Raw genomic sequence first — 20,753 nt, 5'->3', positions numbered from 1 at the left:
GATAAAAATGAAAGTATTAGTGATTGCAGGGCCAACTGGTGTGGGAAAAACAGCACTAAGTATTAAGCTAGCCCAAAAATTCAATGGTGAGATTATTAGCGGGGATTCATTACAAGTTTATCGTCAATTGGATATTGGGACAGCCAAAGTAACCAAAAAAGAAGCCGCGGACATTCCCCATCACCTGATTGATATTTGTGATTTTACGGCAGCGTATTCAGCTGCTGATTTTCAAAAACAAGCGCGAGCAAAAATTGCGGCAATCTCAGCCAAAGGTAAACTGCCCATTGTTGTTGGCGGAACAGGTCTTTATATCCAGGCACTGCTTTATGATTATAAATTAGGCGCGCCAGAAGATTTCGGGCAACAGGGGGAGCATTTGCGACAAAAATATCAGACTTACGCCCAAAAAGAGGGGAGAGTGGCTTTGTGGCAGCTGCTTTTAAAAAAAGATCCACTAGCCGCTGAAAAAATTCATTTTAATAATGAGCGAAAAGTCATCCGTGCATTAGAAGTCTTTGATTTAACCGGTCATAGCATTACAAAACCTAAAGATGAACCGCAAAAGCTTTACGATGATTTTTTAATCGCTTTAACCACAGAGCGAGAGGTGCTTTATGAGCGTATTAATCAGCGGGTAGAGTTGATGTTTGCTGCTGGGTTAGCAAAAGAAGCAACCCTTTTAGAAGATTATGAAGATGTCCAAGCGGCAAAAGGGATTGGTTACCGCGAATTTTTCCCTTATTTTAAAGGTGAAATTAGTCTTGATGAGGTGAAAGAGACAATTAAATTAGATTCAAGACGTTACGCAAAACGACAATTAACGTGGTTTCGTAACCGAATGGAAGTGACAACTTGGGTCGATTTGATTACGCAACCAGAAGCAATTGAAGCTTTGCAGCAGAAAATACAAGCGTGGTTGGAGGAGTAGCATGGAACAAGAAAAAGTTATTTTAGTCGGGGTAGAAACCGAAGAGACTTGGAAAAATTTTGGTGAATCTATGCAAGAATTAAAAGGTTTGACCAAAACGGCTAAAGGAGAAGTTTGTTTTTCGTTAATTCAAAAACGGCCCCAAGTGGATCGTCAAACAATTATCGGAAAAGGAAAATTGACGGAATTAAAAAATTTAGTCGAAAGTTATGAAGCAGATTTGGTAATTTTCAACCATGAACTGACACCACGTCAAAGCCAAACTATTGCCGATTTTGTAGCAGTGCCAGTTATTGACCGCGTGCAGTTAATTTTAGATATTTTTGCTTTGCGGGCACGGTCTAAAGCGGGAAAACTGCAAGTAGAATTAGCGCAATTAGAATATTTATTGCCCCGTTTAGTGGGTCAAGGTAAATATTTATCTCGCTTAGGTGGAGGGATTGGTACAAGAGGGCCTGGTGAAACCAAGTTAGAAACAGATCGACGCCATATTCGTAATAAGATAACAGCAATTAAGCGAGAATTAAAAGACGTGGCGGCCCATCGGGAACGTACGCGTCAAAGAAGAAAAAACAATCGCTTTCAAATTGGTTTAATTGGTTATACCAACGCTGGCAAGTCCACGATTATGAATGTATTAACAGAAGCAAAAACTTATGAACAAGATGAACTTTTTGCAACATTAGATCCTTTGACAAAACGCTGGAAACTGCCGGAAGGTTTTGAGGTTACGTTAACGGATACGGTTGGTTTTATTCAAGATTTACCAACGCAGTTGATTGATGCTTTTCACTCTACGTTAGAGGAAAGTCGCGATATGGACTTGTTGTTGCATGTTGTTGATGCCAGTTCACCTGATCGTACCCAACAAGAGCAGACAGTTTTAGAGCTGATGAAAGAATTGGATTTTGATAAAACCCCGATTTTAACGGTCTACAATAAGGCTGATAAAATTGATAAAGCACAATTTGTGCCAACCCTATTTCCCAACGTATTAATTTCAGCTAAGAGTAGCCGCAGTAAAGCTGAATTGACCTCGGCTGTGCGCTTGCAACTGATGGAAAACTTAGAACCTTACAATGTTTATTTAAAACAAAATGAAGGAAAATTACTGGCACAACTGAAAAGTGAAACGTTACTGGTGCATGAAGAGTTTTTGCCAGAATCAGAAAAATACTTGGTCAAAGGTTTTGCATTACCTGAAGCCAGTGTGATAAGGAGAATGGAAGATGAATTGGACAGATGAATTTAATCCGTCTTTGGTAGCCGCAATTGAGCGAGTTGAGCAAAAAATTGCGCCACGACAAGAAGAGTTACGGCAAATTGCTTTGAGCAATCAAAATAAAGTTTTACGCGCATTTTCAAATCAGCATATTTCAGAAACGCATTTTTTACCTTCAACAGGATATGGAAATGATGATATGGGACGGGATGCTTTAGAAGCCGTTTATGCAGAAACGTTTGGTACACAGGCAGCATTAGTGCGCCCACAAATTGTTTCGGGTACCCACGCAATTGCTACGGCTTTATTTGGGGTGTTACGTCCTGGGGATGAACTACTTTATATTACGGGGACACCTTATGATACCTTGCTTGAGGTAATCGGTTTAGCCGGAAATGGAATTGGTTCAATGAAAGAGTATGACATTTCATACCGTCAAGCTGATTTGACAGACTCAGGGGAAGTCGACTTTGATGCTGTAAAAGCAAAAATTAATCAAAAAACCAAAGTGGTTGCTATTCAGCGTTCCCGTGGCTATGCTGCCAGACCTTCATTTACCATTGCAAAAATTAAGGAAATGTGTGATTTTGTTAAAACAATTGCGCCAGATGTCACTATCTTTGTTGATAATTGTTATGGCGAATTTGCTGAATTATTAGAACCAACACAAGTAGGAGCTGATTTAATGGCAGGCTCTTTGATTAAAAATCCTGGCGGCGGTATTGCCAAAACGGGTGGCTACTTAGTTGGGAAAAAAGATTTAATTGAAAAGTGTGCTTATCGTTTAACTACACCAGGTGTAGGGGCAGAAGGCGGCGCCATGTTAGGCAATGTATACGATATGCTCCAAGGTTTTTTCTTAGCCCCTCATGTCGTTAGCCAGGCTATTCAAGGTGCAGTTTTCACATCAGCGTTATTAGCAGAATATGCTATTGCGTCAACTCCTAAGTGGGACGATCCTAGAACAGATTTGATTCAATTAGTCGAACTTAAAGAAAAAGATGCGATGATTACCTTCGCACAAGCTATTCAACGTTTTTCACCAGTAGATGCCTTTGTTGCCCCGGTACCTTCTTATATGCCTGGTTATGAAGACGATATTATTATGGCAGCAGGAACTTTTGTTCAAGGTGCGAGTATTGAGTTAAGTGCAGATGGTCCTTTGCGGGAACCGTTTTCATTGTACGTTCAAGGTGGTCTAACTTATGAACATGTTAAAATTGCAGTCGCTAACGCAGTAAATGCTGTTTTTCATCAAAATAAAAAATAATTTTAGTTTTTTTAATTTCAACTGAACCTTGTTAATTCAAGGTTCTTTTTATTTGTCAGAAAATTTTTTATTATTTATGTCAGAAAAGCTAACATATAGCCTTGACTTTCAAAAATGGGATTGGTATAGTTATCCCAAGTTAAAAAACCAACCGGAAAGGAGTAGTTTCATGCGAGAAAAAGAGTTGCGCCGATCAATGTCAGTTTTTCCGATTGGGACGGTGATGAAGCTAACAGATCTTACTGCGCGACAAATTCGTTATTACGAAGAGCAAGATTTAATTCATCCCGAAAGAAGTGAAGGCAATCGTCGTATGTATTCTTTGAATGATATTGATATTTTACTTGAAATCAAGGATTACTTGTCTGAAGGTTTAAATATGGCAGGGATCAAACATGCCTATGAAATGCAAAAGCAGCAGGAAAAAATTGCAAAAAATAAAAAACCGCTGACTGACCAAGATGTTCGACAAATTTTTTATGATGAACTACTAAGCCAAGGTGGTTTAACACAACAAAATCCATTTAAGCAGGGTCCACGAATGTAGGCGTTGTTTGAAAATAAAAAAACTAATTAAGGGTGGGATTATATGCCTCGCGTAAATTACACAGCAACAGATATCAAACGTATTGTCGAAGAAGAAAATGTTCGTTTCTTACGTCTAATGTTCACAGACATTATGGGAACAATCAAAAATGTTGAAGTTCCAGTAAGTCAATTGGAAAAAGTTTTGGATAACAAAATGATGTTTGATGGTTCTTCGATTGAAGGTTTTGTCCGCATCGAAGAAAGCGATATGTATTTGTATCCAGATTTATCTACTTGGATGATCTTCCCTTGGGAAAGTGAACATGGTAAAGTCGCACGTTTGATTTGTGATATTTATAATCCTGATGGTACACCGTTTGCTGGCGATCCCCGTGGTAATTTGAAGCGCGCTATGGAAAACATGAGACAATTAGGTTTCACTTCGTTTAATTTAGGGCCAGAGCCAGAATTCTTCTTATTCAAACTAGATGAAGATGGTGAAATTACAACGGAATTAAATGATGCTGGTGGTTATTTTGATTTTGCCCCGACAGACTTAGGTGAAAATTGCCGCCGGGATATTGTGTTGGAATTAGAAAGTCTAGGCTTTGAAGTGGAAGCATCTCACCATGAAGTGGCTCCTGGACAACATGAAATCGACTTTAAATATGCCGACGTTGTCGATGCCTGTGATAATATCCAAACCTTTAAATTAGTAGTAAAAACAATTGCCCGCAAACACGGTCTACACGCGACCTTCATGCCAAAACCATTATTTGGGATTAATGGTTCAGGGATGCACTGTAATATGTCATTATTTAAAGGCAAAGAAAATGCTTTTTATGATGAAGCAGGAGAAATGGGCTTGAGCCAAACTGCATATCATTTCTTAGGCGGATTAATTGAACATGCCCGGGCTTATACAGCTGTCTGCAATCCAATCGTCAATTCATACAAACGCCTTGTTCCCGGCTATGAAGCTCCGGTTTACGTAGCTTGGTCTGGTCGCAATCGTTCACCGTTAATTCGTGTGCCAGAATCTCGTGGTCTATCAACACGTTTGGAGTTACGTTCAGTTGATCCTTCAGCTAATCCATATTTAGCAATGGCAGTATTATTAGAAGCCGGTCTTGACGGCATTCGTCGTGAATTGACGCCGCCACCAGCAGTCGATCGCAATATTTATGTCATGAATGAAACAGAAAGAGAAGAAGCGCAAATTAAAGATTTACCTTCAACATTACACAATGCGATTAAAGCGCTACGCAAAGATGAAGTAATGGTTGATGCTTTAGGGAATCATATCTACCAAAATTTTGTGGAAGCAAAACGTTTGGAATGGGCATCGTTCCGTCAAACTGTTTCTGAATGGGAAAGAGAACAATATTTAGAGTTGTATTAAAAACAGGAAAACAAACCGCTTTGAGCTACGGCTTAGGGCGGTTTGTTTTGTGCTTTTCTGAAATTGATGCGAGCAATGGGCTATTTTTATTTTGTTGAAAATTGACAATCAGGGTCCTTCACCACTACTATTAGGAAAAATGGAAAATAAAAGAGGGCATACATATGTTGGATTTATTTATTTTGATGATGGAGCGAGTAGGCTTAATTATTTTATTAGCCTTTTTATTAGTAAATGTCTCCTATTTTAAGCGCGTACTAGAAAATCGGGAACAGTTTTCATCTAAAGTCATTTTGATTGTTGTTTTCGGGCTGTTTGCCATTTTAACGAATTTTACCGGAATTGAAATTGCGGGTAATAAGATTGTACCAAGCAATTTTTTAACCCATATTTCAGAGAACACCTCCATCGCCAACGCCCGTACGCTAGTGATCAGTGTTGCCGGTTTAGTGGGCGGCCCAAGTGTTGGCGCAACCGTGGGTGGGATTGCAGGGATTCATCGCTTTTTCCAAGGTAGCGGGCAAGGTAGCTTTTATATCTTTTCTTCTTTTTTGATTGGTCTTGTTTCAGGCTTAATCCGATTACTACTAATTAAAAAGCAGTGGCAAAATAAAGCTTGGGTCTATGCGCTGGTGGGTATTTTGATGGAATCCATTCAAATGGTCTTCGTGGCTTTTTTTAGCGGACCAGCATTAGCGCAAATGATTGCTGGACCAATGATTATGATTAATGGCATTGGGACGTTTATTTTCATGTCCATTATTAATATCACCCTAAAACAAGAAGAACAAGCTAAAGCGGTTCAAACTCATGATGTATTAAATTTAGCAGCTCAAACTTTACCGTATTTTCGGGCAGGGTTAAAGCGGGAGTCCAGCCAAGCAGCAGCAGAAATTATTCAACGCTATACCAAATTAGCCGCAATCAGTATTACCGATAAACATCAAATTCTAGCCCATGTGGGGGCAGGCAGCGATCACCATATTCCAGAAATTGAAGTGATTACTGAACTTTCTAAAAAAGTTTTGCAATCTGGAAGTATGCTAATTGCCCATAGTAAAGAACAAATTGGGTGTAAAAATCCTAATTGTCCTTTGGCTGCTGCGATTGTTATTCCACTTTTTGCTCATGAAAAAGTTGTGGGCACACTGAAAATGTACTTTACCGATGAAACAAAATTGACTTATGTGGAAGAAGAGCTGGCAGAGGGACTAGCAACGATTTTTTCTTCTCAAATCGAGCTAGGGGAAGCAGAAGAAAGAAGTCAACTGTTAAAGGATGCCGAAATTAAATCGCTACAAGCTCAAGTAAATCCCCACTTTTTCTTTAACGCCATTAATACAATTTCCGCTTTAATGCGCCGTGATACCAATCAGGCTCGCAGTTTATTATTACAGTTAAGTACGTATTTTCGGGGGAATTTGACTGGTGCACGCCAAACAAAGCTACTTTTAAGCCAAGAATTGCAACATTTAGCAGCCTATTTACAATTAGAACAAGCTCGATTTCCTAATCGTTACCAAATCGATGTGAAAATAAAAGACGAGCTTCAATCAGCTTTGATTCCGTCATATGCTGTCCAGATTTTGGTTGAAAATGCGATTAAACATGCTTTTTCTAATCGTAAAGAAAATAATCATGTTCACGTAACCATTACCAGTAAAAAAGATGTTTTAATTTTACAAGTGGAAGACAATGGTGTGGGAATAAAAGCTACGTTATTGTCGCAATTAGGCAAACAAGCTGTTGTTTCTGAAAAAGGAACGGGGACAGCGTTGGAAAATTTGAATCGACGTTTACACAGCTTATATGGCGATGCCGGTCAGTTAAAAGCGGAAAATAAAGCAGCTGGTGGTGCGGTCTTTACCATTAGCCTACCATTGGAGCTTGAAGGAGGAAATGAATAATGCATGTGCTTTTAGTTGATGATGAACCCTTAGCAAGAGAAGAGTTAAATTATTTGGTCAGTCAACATCCTGCTGTGACCAGTGTGGCGCAGGCAGAAAGTGTGTTAGAGGCGATGACTAAAATGATGGAACAAAAACCAGATATTCTATTTTTAGATATTCATTTAACTGATGAAAGTGGTTTTGAATTAGCAGAAAAACTCGTCGCCCTCAGTGATCCACCTTACTTGGTTTTTGCCACAGCCTATGATGATTACGCATTGCAGGCGTTTCAAGTCAACGCAAGTGACTATTTATTAAAGCCCTTTGAAGAAAAAAGAGTGATGGAAATTATTGATAAAGCAAAAAAACAGGTGAATAAAAACCAAAGAACAACAACTAAAAACTTAGAACAATTTTCAACGTTTCCCATTCATAGCGACGATCGTATTTTTTTAATTAATCCTGAAACGGTTCAAATGGTTTCAGTGGATGAACGCAGTCTCAGCATTTTTACCGATGAAAAACAGTACGTGACAACAGGAACCTTAAGTGGGATTGAACAAAAATTACCGCCAGCCCTTTTTATTAAAACGCAGCGTAGTTTTATTATTAATGTGACAAAGGTAAAGGAAATCCAGCCTTGGTTTAATCATACATTGCAAGTTACGATGGAAAATGGGGAAAAAGTTCCTGTTAGCCGCTCCTATTTAAAAGCGTTTAAAGAGCGGTTAAACTTAGAATAAATAGGTGTGAAAAATCGCGATAAAAGGTTGTAGAAACTGATGAAACGCGGTGCATTTGTAAAGAGGACACATGACGGTGTAAGTCATGTGCCTTTTTTTGCATTTCATGATTCAAATGACGCAACTTATGAAGAAAGCGGTAACAAAGTTGGGAATTCTCGTATACTAAGCATGTAAACAAAACAAAGGAGCGAAAAAACATGGAAAAAAAAGTTTATTCATTCTTACAACAGGCTTTCGTATTTGCACTAATTATGCTCATTTCAAATGGTATTGCTAAAGTATTACCTCTTGCAATTCCACCTTCATTAATCGGGATGCTACTTTTATTTGGTGCTTTATGTACGGGCATTGTTAAATTGGAGCAAATTGAAGGATTAGCTAACAGCTTATCAAGTGTGATTACTTTCTTATTTGTGCCATCAGGTATTTCGCTTGTTAATTCATTAGGGATTATGAAAAGCTCTGGCATCCAAATTCTAGTGGTTATTCTCATTGCAACTTTAGCTTTAATGGCAGCGACAGGTTGGGGCTCAAGTTTATTATTGGGTATTAAAGATCGCCATGCACAAGCAGATGAAGAAAAATCACTTAACAAAGGTTTAAAGGAGGTTTCTTAATATGACACCATATGTTGGTATTATCATTTCTCTAGTCGTTTTTGGTATCGGTACATTTTTATTTAAAAAAAGCAAAGGCTTCTTCTTATTTACTCCGTTGTTTGTCGCGATGATATTAGGTGTTATAGTTTTAGAAATCACAGGTATCAGCTATGACGACTACAATGAAGGTGGCAAAATTATCATGTTCTTTTTAGAACCTGCCACAATCGCCTTTGCCATTCCCTTATATAAAAAACGCGATATCTTAAAAAAATACTTTATGGAAATTATGGTAGCCATTACAATTGGTTCGGTCGTTTCAGCCGGTTCTGTGGTTTTAGCTGGTTACATAATTAAGATGCATCCCCAACTCATTGCCTCTTTACTTCCCCAAGCGGCAACAACAGCAATTGCGGTTCCTGTTGCTACTTCAGTTGGTGGTATCGCTTCTATCGCAGCTTTTTCGGTTATCTTTAATGGTGTTTTAGTTTATGCATTAGGTGCTATTGCTTTGAAATGGTTTAAAGTTAAAAATCCAATTGCTAAAGGCTTAGCACTCGGCGCGGCGGGTCATGCTTTAGGGGTTGCCGTTAGTATGGAGATGGGGGAAACAGAAACAGCGATGGCAAGTATTTCCGTTGTCGTTGTCGGAATTACAACAGCCGTGGTAGTTCCAATTGTCGCAAGTGTAATGGGAATTATTTAAAAATAAAGGAGTATTGACAAATGCAAAAGACAGTAGATTTACAGACAAACGCTTGGCAAGGATTTAAAGGAAAACAATGGCAAGGAGAAATTAACGTACGTGATTTTATCCAAGCAAACTACACACAATTTGACGGCACAGATGAATTTCTAGCTGGCCCAACAGAAGCTACCACAAAACTTTGGGATCAAGTAATGGAATTAAACAAACAAGAACGCGACAACGGTGGCGTTTTAGACATGGACACAAAAGTCGTTTCAACGATTACTTCTCATGGTCCTGGTTATTTAAATAAAGATTTAGAAACAGTGGTTGGTTTCCAAACAGACAAACCTTTCAAACGTGGTTTACAACCATTTGGTGGAGTTCGTATGTCTGAACAAGCCGCTGAAGAATACGGTTTTGAAATCGATCCTGAAATTTCACATATCTTCCGCGACTACCGCAAAACCCATAACCAAGGGGTCTTTGATGCATATACACCAGAAATGCGCGCAGCACGCCGTTCAGGCGTCATTACTGGTTTACCAGATGCCTATGGTCGTGGCCGTATTATCGGCGACTACCGTCGGATTGCGTTATACGGGGTAGACTTTTTAATTAAAGAAAAACAAAAAGATTTAGCCAACTGTGGAAACGGTACAATGTCAGAAGACATCATCCGTCAACGGGAAGAATTAAGTGAACAAATTCGTGCGTTAGCTGAATTAAAAGAATTAGGTAACATTTACGGTTTTGATATTTCACAACCTGCGACAAACGCAAAAGAAGCTTTCCAATGGTTATACTTAGGCTACTTAGCTGCAATCAAAGAACAAAATGGTGCAGCAATGTCATTGGGTCGGACATCGACTTTCTTAGACATTTATGTGGAACGCGACTTAGAAAACGGCGTGATTACAGAAGAAGAAGCACAAGAAATCGTGGATCATTTCGTTATGAAATTACGTCTTGTAAAATTCGCTCGGACACCTGAATACAATGCCCTATTTTCTGGGGATCCAACATGGGTAACAGAATCAATCGGTGGTGTGGGTGAAGACGGACGTCACATGGTAACAAAAAACAGCTTCCGTTTCTTACACACATTAGCAAACTTAGGTCCTGCGCCAGAACCAAACTTGACAGTTTTATGGTCAACACGTTTACCACACAACTTCAAAACTTTCTGTGCGAAAATGAGTATCCAAACATCTGCGATTCAATATGAAAACGATGATGTGATGCGTCCTCATTGGGGCGATGACTACGGAATCGCTTGTTGTGTATCGGCAATGCGCATTGGGAAACAAATGCAATTTTTCGGTGCTCGTGCAAACTTAGCGAAAACCTTGTTATACGCAATTAACGGTGGGGTTGATGAAAAATCAAAAGCACAAGTAGGACCAAAATATCAACCAATCACTTCTGAATATCTAGAATACGATGAAGTTTTAGCCAAATATGATGCCATGATGGACTGGATTACAGAATTGTACTTGAATACATTAAACATCATTCACTACATGCACGATAAATATTCTTACGAACGGATTGAAATGGCATTACAAGATACAGATATCCTACGCACAATGGCAACTGGTATTGCTGGTTTCTCTGTTGCAGTTGACTCATTATCTGCCATTAAATATGCCAAAGTGAAAACAGTTCGTGATGAAAATGGAATCGTAGAAGACTACGTGATTGAAGGCGACTATCCTAAATACGGCAATAACGATGATCGCGTGGATGAAATCGCGGTGAACTTATTGAAAACCTTCATGACGAAAGTAAAACGTAACAAAACTTACCGTGATGCAAAACACACCACATCTATTCTTACAATCACATCCAATGTGGTTTATGGGAAGAAAACAGGGAATACACCAGACGGACGTCGTGCGGGCCAACCATTTGCGCCAGGGGCTAACCCAATGCATGGACGCGACACACATGGTGCGTTAGCAAGCTTGTCTTCAGTTGCGAAAATTCCTTACGACTATTCATTAGATGGTATTTCAAATACGTTTTCTATCGTACCAAAAGCCTTAGGTCGTGACGAAGCAACCCAAGAAGAAAACTTAGCAACCATGTTAGACGGATATGCAACAAAAGGTGGTCACCACTTGAACATTAACGTCTTCAACCGGGATACCTTGTTAGATGCGCAAGCACACCCAGAAAAATACCCACAATTAACAATTCGGGTATCTGGTTATGCCGTAAACTTCATTAAGTTAACGAAAGAACAACAAGATGACGTTATTGCACGGACAATGCACGAATCTATGTAATTTCAATTTTAAACGTACTACAAGGTGGCGGATGGGAAACTATCCGTCACTTTTTATTTTTGCTTGTCCTCTTCTTCACAAAAAACGTAGTGAAAAAGAGGTTGGAATTGCGGCATAAAAAATTTCTAGCCTCTTTTTTGAGACGTTTGTTTCAAGTATTTCATATACGAAAGGAAGTCATAAGCATGACTGTGACAGGTCGTATTCATTCAACCGAAAGTTTTGGTTCCGTCGATGGACCAGGCATTCGCTTTATCGTTTTTACCCAAGGCTGTCGGATGCGGTGTGAGTTTTGCCATAATCCGGATACTTGGAAAATTGGCAGTGGTAAAGAGCGTACAGCAGATGATGTTTTAGAAGAAGCCTTAAAATATAAAGAATTTTGGGGAGAAAAAGGCGGGATCACAGTAAGTGGTGGAGAACCGTTGTTACAACTTGATTTTTTAATTGATTTGTTCAAAAAAGCCAAAGCGGCTGGGGTTCATACGACCATTGATACCTGTGGGCAACCGTTTACCAGAGAAGAACCTTTCTTTTCAAAATTCAATACTTTAATGGAATATACGGATTTATTGTTGTTTGATATTAAACATATCGACAATGACGCCCATAAAAAACTGACCAAACAAGCCAATACCCCTATTTTGGAAATGGCCAAATATTTATCTGAAATAAATAAACCGGTCTGGATTCGTCACGTATTGGTTCCTTATCGCAGTGACTATGATGCGTATTTGATCCGCTTAGATAGCTTTATTAAGACGTTGCAAAATGTCGATAAGGTTGAGATTTTACCCTACCACACGATGGGCAAGTACAAGTGGCAAGAATTGGGTTTAAAATATCCATTAGAAGGAATTGAACCACCGACGCGCCAAAGAGTGGAAAATGCTCAAGCATTATTACATGTTGCAGATTACAGTGGCTATAAAAAAGAAACACTGCTGGTGGTTTAATGTAAAACCTCACGCTAGCACCAATTTAAAAAGTACGGTTTATTTACCAAACAAGCGGCTGTGATAAAAAATTATCACAGCCGCGTATTTAAGACGTGTATGTTTTTAGTTTAAGTGATTTTCAGCTTTTTTAGGTAGTTGACTTTTCGCGATTTCTTCCCAACCCATAACACCTTTTTTATGATTTACATGAACAATCAGGTAAGCATCTTTTTTCATGGGATGGTCTTTTCTCGAGTTGAAATCAATGTCTAATTCTTCGCCATAAGCATTAAAACTGGCTAATTTGTAACGATATTTATAGACCTTATGTCCAGCTCCTTCACCGATATACGTACGTGTTCCAGCTTGGTTAATTTTTGTGTAATAATCATTGGTTCCGTAGTTATCATGGTACCAATAAAATATCCCGCCACTAGCTAACAAAAATGGGAGGGCAGTAAAAATAATTTTTTTCATACTGATTCTTCCTTCTTTCTAACAGCCTAATTTTAGCTGAGAAGAAATTTAAAAAAAACAGGCACAAGTCGGAAATGAATTTGCGACTTTAGTCGTAAAAAATGAATTAAAATTAAGTTTTAAGGTTTCAGACTTTCTTAAATTGAAACCCCTTTACAAAAATCGATAGTTGACAAAAGAAAGGAGAGATTGTAATATCCTACTTGGGCACCCTAATTACTTAGGGTCAAAGTTCTGGAAAATATGCTCCCTATTCATTTTGGATAGGGAGCATATTTATTTTACAGAAGCTTTTCCTGCGAAAAAATATAGAGGGAGTTTTTAATTAATGACAAAATATATTTTTGTAACCGGCGGCGTTGTGTCGTCGATTGGTAAAGGTATTGTGGCAGCATCGCTAGGACGCTTATTGAAAAATCGTGGATTAAAGGTAACGATTCAAAAATTTGATCCTTATATCAATGTCGATCCTGGTACGATGAGTCCTTACCAACATGGAGAAGTTTTTGTAACAGATGACGGGGCAGAAACGGATTTAGACCTTGGTCACTATGAACGTTTTATCGATATTAACTTAAATAAGTATTCCAATGTAACAACCGGTAAAATTTATTCTGAAGTTTTGCGTAAAGAACGCAAAGGAGAATATTTGGGCGCAACTGTTCAAGTAATTCCACACATCACGAATGAAATTAAAGAAAAAATCATGCGGGCTGCAAAATTAACCGATTCTGATGTCATTATCACAGAAGTCGGCGGAACAGTTGGTGATATTGAATCATTACCATTTTTAGAAGCATTGCGCCAAATGAAAGCTGACGTGGGTTCAGATAATGTGATGTACATTCACACGACGTTGATTCCATACTTAAAAGCAGCTGGGGAAATGAAAACTAAACCAACACAACATAGCGTAAAAGAATTACGTGGTTTAGGTATTCAACCAAATATCTTAGTAGTTCGGACAGAACAGCCTGTTTCACAAAGCACGAAAAATAAATTAGCGCAATTTTGTGACGTGGCACCAGAAGCGGTCATCGAATCTCGGGACGTGGAAACATTGTATTCCATTCCATTAGCATTGCAAGCACAAAAAATGGATCAAATTGTTTGTGAGCACTTGAAATTAGATGTACCAGAAGCAGATATGACTGAATGGCAAGCGTTGGAAGAAAAAGTACTCAACTTGAAGAAAACCACCCGAATTGCCTTAGTTGGTAAATATGTTGAATTACCAGATGCATACATTTCAGTAGTAGAAGCATTAAAACACGCTGGTTTTGCATTTGATTCTGATATTGCTATTGATTGGATTCAATCAGCTGATGTGAATAAAGACAATGTAGCAGAAGTGTTAAAAGATGCTGATGGTATTTTGGTTCCTGGTGGTTTTGGCGATCGTGGAGTAGAAGGTAAAATTGAAGCGATTCGTTATGCCAGAGAAAATGATGTCCCATTTTTAGGTATTTGTTTAGGCATGCAAATGGCTTGTGTGGAGTTTGCCAGAAATGTAGTGGGCTTAAAAGATGCTAATTCAGCTGAAACAAATCCTGATACACCAAACAATATTATTGACCTAATGGCAGATCAAGAAAATATTGAAAACATGGGGGGGACATTGCGCCTTGGTTTGTATCCATGTAAGTTGAAAAAAGGAACAAAAACAGCAGCTGCTTATAACGATGCCGAAGTTGTACAAGAACGTCACCGTCATCGCTATGAATTTAACAATAAATACCGGGAAATGTTTGAAGCAGAAGGCTTAGTCTTCTCAGGTGTTTCGCCAGATAATCGACTAGTAGAAATCGTGGAACTACCAGACAAGAAGTTCTTTGTTGGTTGCCAATTCCATCCAGAATTAATTTCTCGACCAACACGCCCACAACAACTAATTAAAGCCTTTGTTGGTGCTGCGTTAGAAAACCAATAGGCGTGTCTTTCCTGAGTAACATTTAAATAAAAGCCAAATACCTGAAACAAAAAATACCTGCGTCTTGATGTAAAAGTTGCAGAAGTATATTTTTGTTTCAGGTTTTTTGTTAGCTGTTCAAGCTAATTTTCAAAAATTAAGAAAAAGTCTGTGAAATAATTTGCAGAGCAAAATAATTGCTGATGTTATCTTTTGAATTAGAAAAGCAATGGCAAAGGGGAATGTACCAAAGTTTTTCAGAAAAATATTTGAAAACAGCCGCTATTTAAATTTGTGCAATCTTTTTATGAAAGAATTAATCTGCCATTTTAGTGGTAATAGCAGGAAATATTTGCTAAAATAGTAGCGTTGGTTAGGATATGCCTAACAAATAAAGTTTATTAAAACTTAGGAGGAATTTTTTATGCCAGTAGTATCAGCAGCAGAATTTCTAAAAGCAGCCCGTAAAGGTGGTTACGCTGTCGGCGGTTACAACACAAATAACTTAGAATGGACTCAAGCGATTTTGGAAGCAGCAGAAGCTAAAAAAGCCCCTGTTCTAATCCAAACTTCAATGGGTGCAGCAAAATACATGGGTGGTTACAAATTAGCTGTTAACATGATCAACGACTTAGTTGAATCAATGAATATTACAGTTCCAGTTGCAATCCACTTAGACCATGGTGACTACGAAGCAGCTTTAGCATGTATCGAAGCTGGCTACACTTCAGTTATGTTCGATGGTTCTCATTTACCATTTGAAGAAAACTTGAAATTAGCTAAAGACGTTGTTGCAAAAGCACACGCTAAAGGTATCTCAGTTGAATGTGAAGTTGGTTCAATTGGTGGGGAAGAAGACGGTATCATCGGTGCTGGCGAATTAGCTGACATTGAAGAATGTAAACAAATGGTTGCTACAGGTATCGACTACTTAGCATGTGGTATTGGTAACATCCACGGTGTTTACCCAGAAAACTGGCAAGGTCTTGCATTTGACCACTTACAAGAAATCGCAGATGCTGTTGGTCATGATGTACCATTAGTATTACACGGCGGTTCAGGTATTCCAAAAGAACAAATCCAAAAAGCTATCTCAATGGGTGTTTCTAAAGTTAACGTTAATACTGAATTCCAATTATCATTTGCTAAAGCAACTCGTGAATACATCGAAGCTGGCAAAGATCAAGAAGGTAAAGGCTTTGACCCTCGTAAATTATTAGCACCAGGTAAAGCTGCTATCGTTAAAGATGCTGAAGAACACATTGACTGGTTCGGTTCAGCAAACAAAGCTTAATTACATTAAACTTTTAAACTTCAGATCAATTTGGTCTGAAGTTTTTTCTTTTTAAATGACCAAAAACCTCGTTAGAATCAGCTGATTTTAACGAGGTTTTATTTTGGCAGTGAATATCGGTTTATTTGTTTGGATATGCTTAATTAGCTGGTCTAACGGGAATTAAGACTTCAAAAATTTGATCTTCAGGATTTTCTGAGGCGGCTTCATCTTGCCAAAGCAATTCCCAAATATCGCCATTTAAAACCAAATTATTATCTTTTAAGTAATTACGAAAGCGATTGTTAAAAATATTAATATAATGAATTTCATCTTTCATAAAACCAGAAACATAATAACCGGCTGGTCGTTGTATGATACGTTGTTTCTCGTAATGGGCTAAGCGTTCAGGTGGAATTTTAACTAAGGCACGATAAGGCGCAGCATGAAAATTTTCTTCATAAAACGCCGCACCGTCTACTAAAAAACCAATCGGATAGCCACTAAAAAGATCGCTGCTGTCAACAGAATTATAAAAACGCCCATAGACTTGCAGAGCATCAATGTCATCAAAGTTTTCGATAATATCTGAGATTACAAAATACTCAGCTTCTCTGTAGGTATATGCGATTGATTTTAAATCGAAATTTTCTAAGGTAGTGTAGCGTGTAATATAACTATCAAGGGAATTACGAATGCGTTTAAGTTTTTTTATCTCTTCGTCGACTTTTTCTTTTTGGCGTTTGAAACCAGCTAAAACAGCAGTAACGTTTCTATTTTTCAAAAAAGTATCAATTTCATCAAGTGAAACGTCAAGATTTTTCAAAAGTAAGATAACGTCCAGTTCAAAATACTGTTCAATGCCGTAATAGCGATAGCCGTTTGCGCCAATTTTTGCAGGCTTGAAGAGATTTATTTGATCATAATAAATTAACGTTCGGCGGCTGATGCCGGCATAATTTGCCATTTCACTTACGGTTAAATATTTTTTCATCAAAAAGTTTCCTTTCCGTCTTGACTGTAACGTTACGTTACAGTTTATCCTACCATAGGAGAAGGAGGGAAAAAAGATGAAATTATTCAAAATCTTTTTTAAAGAGTATCACAAGATGTTCTTTGTCACCTTCATTTTAATGGTAGCACAAGCAGTTGGAACATTGTTGATTCCTTATTATGTCGCTGAAATTATTGATGAAGGTATTTTGACACAAAACCAAGGAGCAATTTGGAAAAACGGGCTGTTGATGTTAGCAATTGCCATTATCACAGGCGTAGTTGCGATTGCCGCGAGTTATTACTCTGCTATTTTAGCTGGTCGATTTGGTTATTTTTTGAGAAAAAAATTAGTAGCTAAAACCCAGAAATTATCCTTAGCAGATTTGGATGCATTTGGGACGCCAACACTTTTGGCCAGAACCACAAGTGATATTACCAATATTCAACAAATTTTGATGATGGTTTTTCAAATGATTGTGCCAGCACCCCTTATTTGTTTGGCATCAATTGTTTTGACAGGGATGATTTCATGGCAGTTTATTTGGATTCCCATTGCTTCGATCACTTTATTTTCACTTGTAGCACTGCTGGTTATTAAAAAAGCTATTCCTTTAGCAGATGTGATGCAGCAACGAATGGATAAAATGATGCAGATTTTGCGGGAATTTTATACCGGTGTTCGGGTGATTCGTGCGTTTAACAAAACAAATGATGAGAAAAAAAGAACGGATCAAACTTTTAGCAGTTATGCAGAAGTTATGATTGCGGTCAATAAACTTTTTGCAGTGTTAAATCCAACGGTAAATTTAGTGATGGGTTTAGGTATGACAGCTGTTTTAGCCTTTGGTGGTGTTTTTGTGATGCAAGGTATGGTGCCAATCGGCAGTTTAACTGCGATTAGTGAATATACGGTTTTAAGTTTATGGTTTTTGACTATGGCTGCAATGGTAATTGTGATGATACCAAAAGCACTCGCTTCATTAGAGCGGATTGGTGCAGTTTTAGCGGCAAATGAAGAAATCGTGGATGGTGATATAGCCGAATTTGTGCTGGCAGATAATAAACCGATTGTTTCTTTTAAACAGGTTGATTTCACATATAGTGGTGCACAAGAGCCGGTCTTATCTAATATTACCTTTGATATTTTTAAAGGTGTGACGGCAATTGTTGGTGGAACAGGCTCTGGTAAAAGTACAATTGCAAAAGCACTATTGCGCTTTAAAGATACGGCTGAAGGTGAAATCCTCTTTGGTGGAGTGCCGATTAAAAACGTCACGCAAGAAGCATTGCGACAAAAAATCAGTTATGTGCCACAAAAAGCTTTTCTATTTAGTGGTACGATTTTCGATAATTTCCTTTTTGGAAATCCTGCGGCAACAAAAGAGCAAGTGGCTAAAGCCGCTGAAGTTGCCCAAGCCGCTGACTTTATCACTTCTTTGCCACAAAAGTATGAGGCCCCAATTGCTCAAAAAGGAAACAATTTTTCTGGTGGACAAAAACAACGCCTAAGTATTGCACGGGCATTGATTAAACCAGCAGCAGTATATTTCTTTGATGACAGTTTTTCAGCGCTGGATTATCAAACCGATGCTAAATTACGTCAAGCTTTAAAAACGTATTTAAAAGATGCAGCAATTGTGATCGTAGCACAACGCCTTTCGACTATTAAGGATGCGGACCAAATTATCGTATTAGATGAAGGAAAAATTGTGGGTCAAGGTACTCATGAGACGTTAATTACAACTTGCAGCGTTTATCAAGAGTTTGCCAAGTCCCAAGGAATGGAGGAAAAACATGAGCACAAAGCAGGTTGAGTTAAAGAATCGCGAAATGCCACAAGATTTCAAAAAAACGGGTCAGCGGCTATTTCGTTTATTATTAGAGCAAAAGCGCCGTTTTGTAGTGATTGTTATTTCTGCCATTTTCTTTGCAACATTAATGGCAATTACACCTTTAATTTTAGGCTGGGGGCTAGATGCCATTGTTGCTTTATTACGTGCGGGTGAAATAACAACAGCCAACTTAAGACGGGTATTGTGGCAGCCACTCTTATTATTATTTTTAGCATGGGGGGGGATTGCGCTATTCTCGCTTTTGCAAGAATACACCATGGCAAGCGTAGCAGAAACATTAACATTACGCTTACGAAAACAATTGACACAAAAGATGAATCATTTACCGATCAAATTTTTTGATCAGTATAAAACAGGTGACATATTGACACGGACAACTCTTGATTTGGATAAAGTATCTGAAGTTTTACAAGTAGGACTGATGCAGATGATTTCAGCAATCTTATCTATTATCATCGGGGTGGGGTTAATGATTTATCTTAGTCCGTTACTGACCTTTGGTATCGTGATCATTTTGTTGCTTAGTTTAGCGCTAACGAATTTCTTAGCTCAGAAAAATCAAGATTATTTTTCGGAAAATCAGGCAGCTTTAGGTTACGTTGGAACAAAGGCCGAGGAAACATATTCAGGGAATTTGGTTATTAAAGCATATAACCGCCAGCAGCAAATAGAATCAGACTTAGACAAATTGAATGAAGCCCAATTTCAGGCTTTTAAAAAAGCTCAATTTGTCAGTTTTGCTATTAATCCCTTGATTCGACTAATTAACCAGCTTGGTTTTGTGATTAGTGCAGTTGTCGGTGGGCTAATGGTTATTAACGGTCAGTTATCAATCGGTTTAGTTCAAGCTTATTTACAATATGTAAATCAAGTATCAGAACCGATTACACAAGTATCCTATGTAATCAACAGTTTGCAAAGTGCCTTTGCCGCTTTGGAGCGAATCTTTGAAATTCTTGATTTACCTTGCGAAAAGGAAAATGAACTAAATGCTACCTTACCATCCCAAATACGTGGAAAAGTAAGTTTCAAACACGTTTCTTTTGGTTATGAAAAAGACCAATTGTTAATGAAAGATGTCAATTTCACTGTAAAACCAAAGCAAATGGTAGCTATTGTAGGACCAACTGGTGCGGGTAAAACGACCATGATTAATTTATTGATGCGTTTTTACGAATTAAGTAAAGGACAAATTGAAGTTGACGGTAAAAATATTCGTCATTTTGCAAGGGGCGAGATTCGTCAAAAATTTGGTATGGTCTTGCAAGACACATGGCTCTTTGAAGGAACGGTGGCAGCTAATATTGCTTATGGACAACAAAATGCCAGTCGCACTGAAATTATTGCTGCGGCAAAAGCAGCGCAATGTCACCACTTTATTTTGACATTGCCAAAAGGCTATGACACGATAATTTCAACCGATGGCAGTCAAATCTCTCAAGGACAACAACAGCTTTTGACGATTGCGCGCGCAATTCTTGCCAATCCGCAACTGTTGATTTTGGACGAGGCAACTTCAAGCGTCGATACCCGTACCGAAGAAATGATTCAACAGGCAATGGACCGTTTAACGGCTGAGCGTACGAGTTTTGTGATTGCCCACCGCCTATCAACTATCAAAAATGCAGATTTGATTTTAGTGATGAAAGATGGTGCTATTATCGAGCAAGGCAGTCACGCTAGTCTAATGAAAAAAGGCGATTTTTACGCCAATCTTTATAATAGTCAGTTTGCAAGTTAA

The 20,753-nt window shown here is 38.3% G+C and carries 17 protein-coding genes; 15 read left to right on the top strand and 2 right to left on the bottom strand.

Features of this window, described 5'->3' with window-relative positions; genetic code table 11:
* The first annotated feature begins 7 nt into the window (after window positions 1-7).
* The 11 genes from miaA (at window position 8) to pflA (ending at window position 12,522) form a co-directional block, all read left to right on the top strand.
* Window positions 8-931: a tRNA (adenosine(37)-N6)-dimethylallyltransferase MiaA gene (miaA, locus tag P3T75_RS09845; RefSeq protein ID WP_282461470.1), complete on the top strand. Its 924-nt coding sequence runs from the start codon at window positions 8-10 to the stop codon at window positions 929-931.
* A gap of 1 nt (window position 932) precedes the next feature.
* On the top strand, window positions 933-2,177 hold the full coding sequence (gene hflX, locus P3T75_RS09840) for a GTPase HflX (protein WP_230711362.1): 1,245 nt from the start codon (window positions 933-935) through the stop codon (window positions 2,175-2,177).
* Window positions 2,161-3,423, top strand: coding sequence for a methionine gamma-lyase family protein (locus P3T75_RS09835; protein ID WP_282461469.1), 1,263 nt, complete (start codon window positions 2,161-2,163; stop codon window positions 3,421-3,423). The genes hflX and P3T75_RS09835 overlap by 17 nt, the downstream gene beginning before the upstream one ends.
* A gap of 169 nt (window positions 3,424-3,592) precedes the next feature.
* Window positions 3,593-3,970 carry a MerR family transcriptional regulator gene (locus P3T75_RS09830; protein WP_016172695.1) on the top strand — a complete coding sequence of 126 codons (378 nt, stop codon included), beginning with the start codon at window positions 3,593-3,595 and terminating at the stop codon, window positions 3,968-3,970.
* Between the two features lie 42 nt (window positions 3,971-4,012).
* Complete coding sequence (gene glnA, locus P3T75_RS09825) at window positions 4,013-5,353, top strand: type I glutamate--ammonia ligase (RefSeq protein WP_206904245.1); 1,341 nt, start codon at window positions 4,013-4,015, stop codon at window positions 5,351-5,353.
* Window positions 5,354-5,517: 164 nt separating this feature from the next.
* Complete coding sequence (locus tag P3T75_RS09820; RefSeq protein WP_282461468.1) at window positions 5,518-7,260, top strand: sensor histidine kinase; 1,743 nt, start codon at window positions 5,518-5,520, stop codon at window positions 7,258-7,260.
* Window positions 7,260-7,985, top strand: a complete 726-nt coding sequence (locus P3T75_RS09815; protein ID WP_282461467.1) for a LytR/AlgR family response regulator transcription factor — start codon at window positions 7,260-7,262, stop codon at window positions 7,983-7,985. Before P3T75_RS09820 ends, P3T75_RS09815 begins: the two co-directional genes overlap by 1 nt.
* A gap of 200 nt (window positions 7,986-8,185) precedes the next feature.
* The gene (gene lrgA, locus P3T75_RS09810; protein ID WP_206904231.1) at window positions 8,186-8,605 is read left to right on the top strand and encodes an antiholin-like murein hydrolase modulator LrgA; all 420 of its coding nucleotides are present in this window, start codon (window positions 8,186-8,188) and stop codon (window positions 8,603-8,605) included.
* 1 nt (window position 8,606) lies between these two features.
* Entirely contained in the window at window positions 8,607-9,293 is a 687-nt protein-coding gene (lrgB, locus tag P3T75_RS09805; protein WP_282461466.1) for an antiholin-like protein LrgB, read from the top strand.
* Between the two features lie 20 nt (window positions 9,294-9,313).
* Window positions 9,314-11,566 (top strand): formate C-acetyltransferase, encoded by a 2,253-nt coding sequence (gene pflB, locus P3T75_RS09800; RefSeq protein WP_282461465.1) that lies wholly within the window; start codon window positions 9,314-9,316, stop codon window positions 11,564-11,566.
* Between the two features lie 185 nt (window positions 11,567-11,751).
* A complete protein-coding gene (gene pflA / locus P3T75_RS09795) occupies window positions 11,752-12,522 on the top strand; it encodes a pyruvate formate-lyase-activating protein (protein WP_282461464.1) in 771 nt (256 codons plus the stop codon).
* Between the two features lie 105 nt (window positions 12,523-12,627).
* Here the strand turns inward: pflA and P3T75_RS09790 are convergent, their stop codons facing one another.
* A complete protein-coding gene (locus P3T75_RS09790; protein WP_282461463.1) occupies window positions 12,628-12,981 on the bottom strand; it encodes a YxeA family protein in 354 nt (117 codons plus the stop codon).
* 328 nt (window positions 12,982-13,309) lie between these two features.
* On the opposite strand from P3T75_RS09790, the gene P3T75_RS09785 reads away from it, so the two are divergent.
* Window positions 13,310-14,911 carry a CTP synthase gene (locus tag P3T75_RS09785; RefSeq protein WP_206903763.1) on the top strand — a complete coding sequence of 534 codons (1,602 nt, stop codon included), beginning with the start codon at window positions 13,310-13,312 and terminating at the stop codon, window positions 14,909-14,911.
* Between the two features lie 403 nt (window positions 14,912-15,314).
* Window positions 15,315-16,184 (top strand): class II fructose-bisphosphate aldolase, encoded by an 870-nt coding sequence (locus P3T75_RS09780; protein WP_016172687.1) that lies wholly within the window; start codon window positions 15,315-15,317, stop codon window positions 16,182-16,184.
* A gap of 139 nt (window positions 16,185-16,323) precedes the next feature.
* Here P3T75_RS09780 and P3T75_RS09775 read toward each other — a convergent pair whose 3' ends face one another.
* Window positions 16,324-17,157 (bottom strand): MerR family DNA-binding transcriptional regulator, encoded by an 834-nt coding sequence (locus P3T75_RS09775; RefSeq protein ID WP_282461462.1) that lies wholly within the window; start codon window positions 17,155-17,157, stop codon window positions 16,324-16,326.
* A gap of 76 nt (window positions 17,158-17,233) precedes the next feature.
* On the opposite strand from P3T75_RS09775, the gene P3T75_RS09770 reads away from it, so the two are divergent.
* Together P3T75_RS09770 and P3T75_RS09765 are read left to right on the top strand one after the other, a co-directional pair.
* Window positions 17,234-18,973, top strand: coding sequence for an ABC transporter ATP-binding protein (locus tag P3T75_RS09770; RefSeq protein ID WP_282461461.1), 1,740 nt, complete (start codon window positions 17,234-17,236; stop codon window positions 18,971-18,973).
* Complete coding sequence (locus P3T75_RS09765) at window positions 18,954-20,753, top strand: ABC transporter ATP-binding protein (RefSeq protein WP_282461460.1); 1,800 nt, start codon at window positions 18,954-18,956, stop codon at window positions 20,751-20,753. The genes P3T75_RS09770 and P3T75_RS09765 overlap by 20 nt, the downstream gene beginning before the upstream one ends.

Origin of the sequence: Enterococcus montenegrensis (assembly GCF_029983095.1) — a bacterium.
Taxonomy (GTDB): Bacteria; Bacillota; Bacilli; order Lactobacillales; family Enterococcaceae; genus Enterococcus_C; species Enterococcus_C montenegrensis.
This window is presented reverse-complemented; position numbering and strand designations above follow the sequence as displayed.

Excerpts from the sequence above, each read along its gene's own strand:
- miaA (WP_282461470.1), top strand. The coding sequence starts at position 8 with ATGAAAGTATTAGTGATTGCAGGGCCAACTGGTGTGGGAAAAACAGCA.
- hflX (WP_230711362.1), top strand. The coding sequence starts at position 933 with ATGGAACAAGAAAAAGTTATTTTAGTCGGGGTAGAAACCGAAGAGACT.
- P3T75_RS09835 (WP_282461469.1), top strand. The coding sequence starts at position 2,161 with ATGAATTGGACAGATGAATTTAATCCGTCTTTGGTAGCCGCAATTGAG.
- P3T75_RS09830 (WP_016172695.1), top strand. The coding sequence starts at position 3,593 with ATGCGAGAAAAAGAGTTGCGCCGATCAATGTCAGTTTTTCCGATTGGG.
- glnA (WP_206904245.1), top strand. The coding sequence starts at position 4,013 with ATGCCTCGCGTAAATTACACAGCAACAGATATCAAACGTATTGTCGAA.
- P3T75_RS09820 (WP_282461468.1), top strand. The coding sequence starts at position 5,518 with ATGTTGGATTTATTTATTTTGATGATGGAGCGAGTAGGCTTAATTATT.
- P3T75_RS09815 (WP_282461467.1), top strand. The coding sequence starts at position 7,260 with ATGCATGTGCTTTTAGTTGATGATGAACCCTTAGCAAGAGAAGAGTTA.
- lrgA (WP_206904231.1), top strand. The coding sequence starts at position 8,186 with ATGGAAAAAAAAGTTTATTCATTCTTACAACAGGCTTTCGTATTTGCA.
- lrgB (WP_282461466.1), top strand. The coding sequence starts at position 8,607 with ATGACACCATATGTTGGTATTATCATTTCTCTAGTCGTTTTTGGTATC.
- pflB (WP_282461465.1), top strand. The coding sequence starts at position 9,314 with ATGCAAAAGACAGTAGATTTACAGACAAACGCTTGGCAAGGATTTAAA.
- pflA (WP_282461464.1), top strand. The coding sequence starts at position 11,752 with ATGACTGTGACAGGTCGTATTCATTCAACCGAAAGTTTTGGTTCCGTC.
- P3T75_RS09790 (WP_282461463.1), bottom strand. The coding sequence starts at position 12,981 with ATGAAAAAAATTATTTTTACTGCCCTCCCATTTTTGTTAGCTAGTGGC.
- P3T75_RS09785 (WP_206903763.1), top strand. The coding sequence starts at position 13,310 with ATGACAAAATATATTTTTGTAACCGGCGGCGTTGTGTCGTCGATTGGT.
- P3T75_RS09780 (WP_016172687.1), top strand. The coding sequence starts at position 15,315 with ATGCCAGTAGTATCAGCAGCAGAATTTCTAAAAGCAGCCCGTAAAGGT.
- P3T75_RS09775 (WP_282461462.1), bottom strand. The coding sequence starts at position 17,157 with ATGAAAAAATATTTAACCGTAAGTGAAATGGCAAATTATGCCGGCATC.
- P3T75_RS09770 (WP_282461461.1), top strand. The coding sequence starts at position 17,234 with ATGAAATTATTCAAAATCTTTTTTAAAGAGTATCACAAGATGTTCTTT.
- P3T75_RS09765 (WP_282461460.1), top strand. The coding sequence starts at position 18,954 with ATGAGCACAAAGCAGGTTGAGTTAAAGAATCGCGAAATGCCACAAGAT.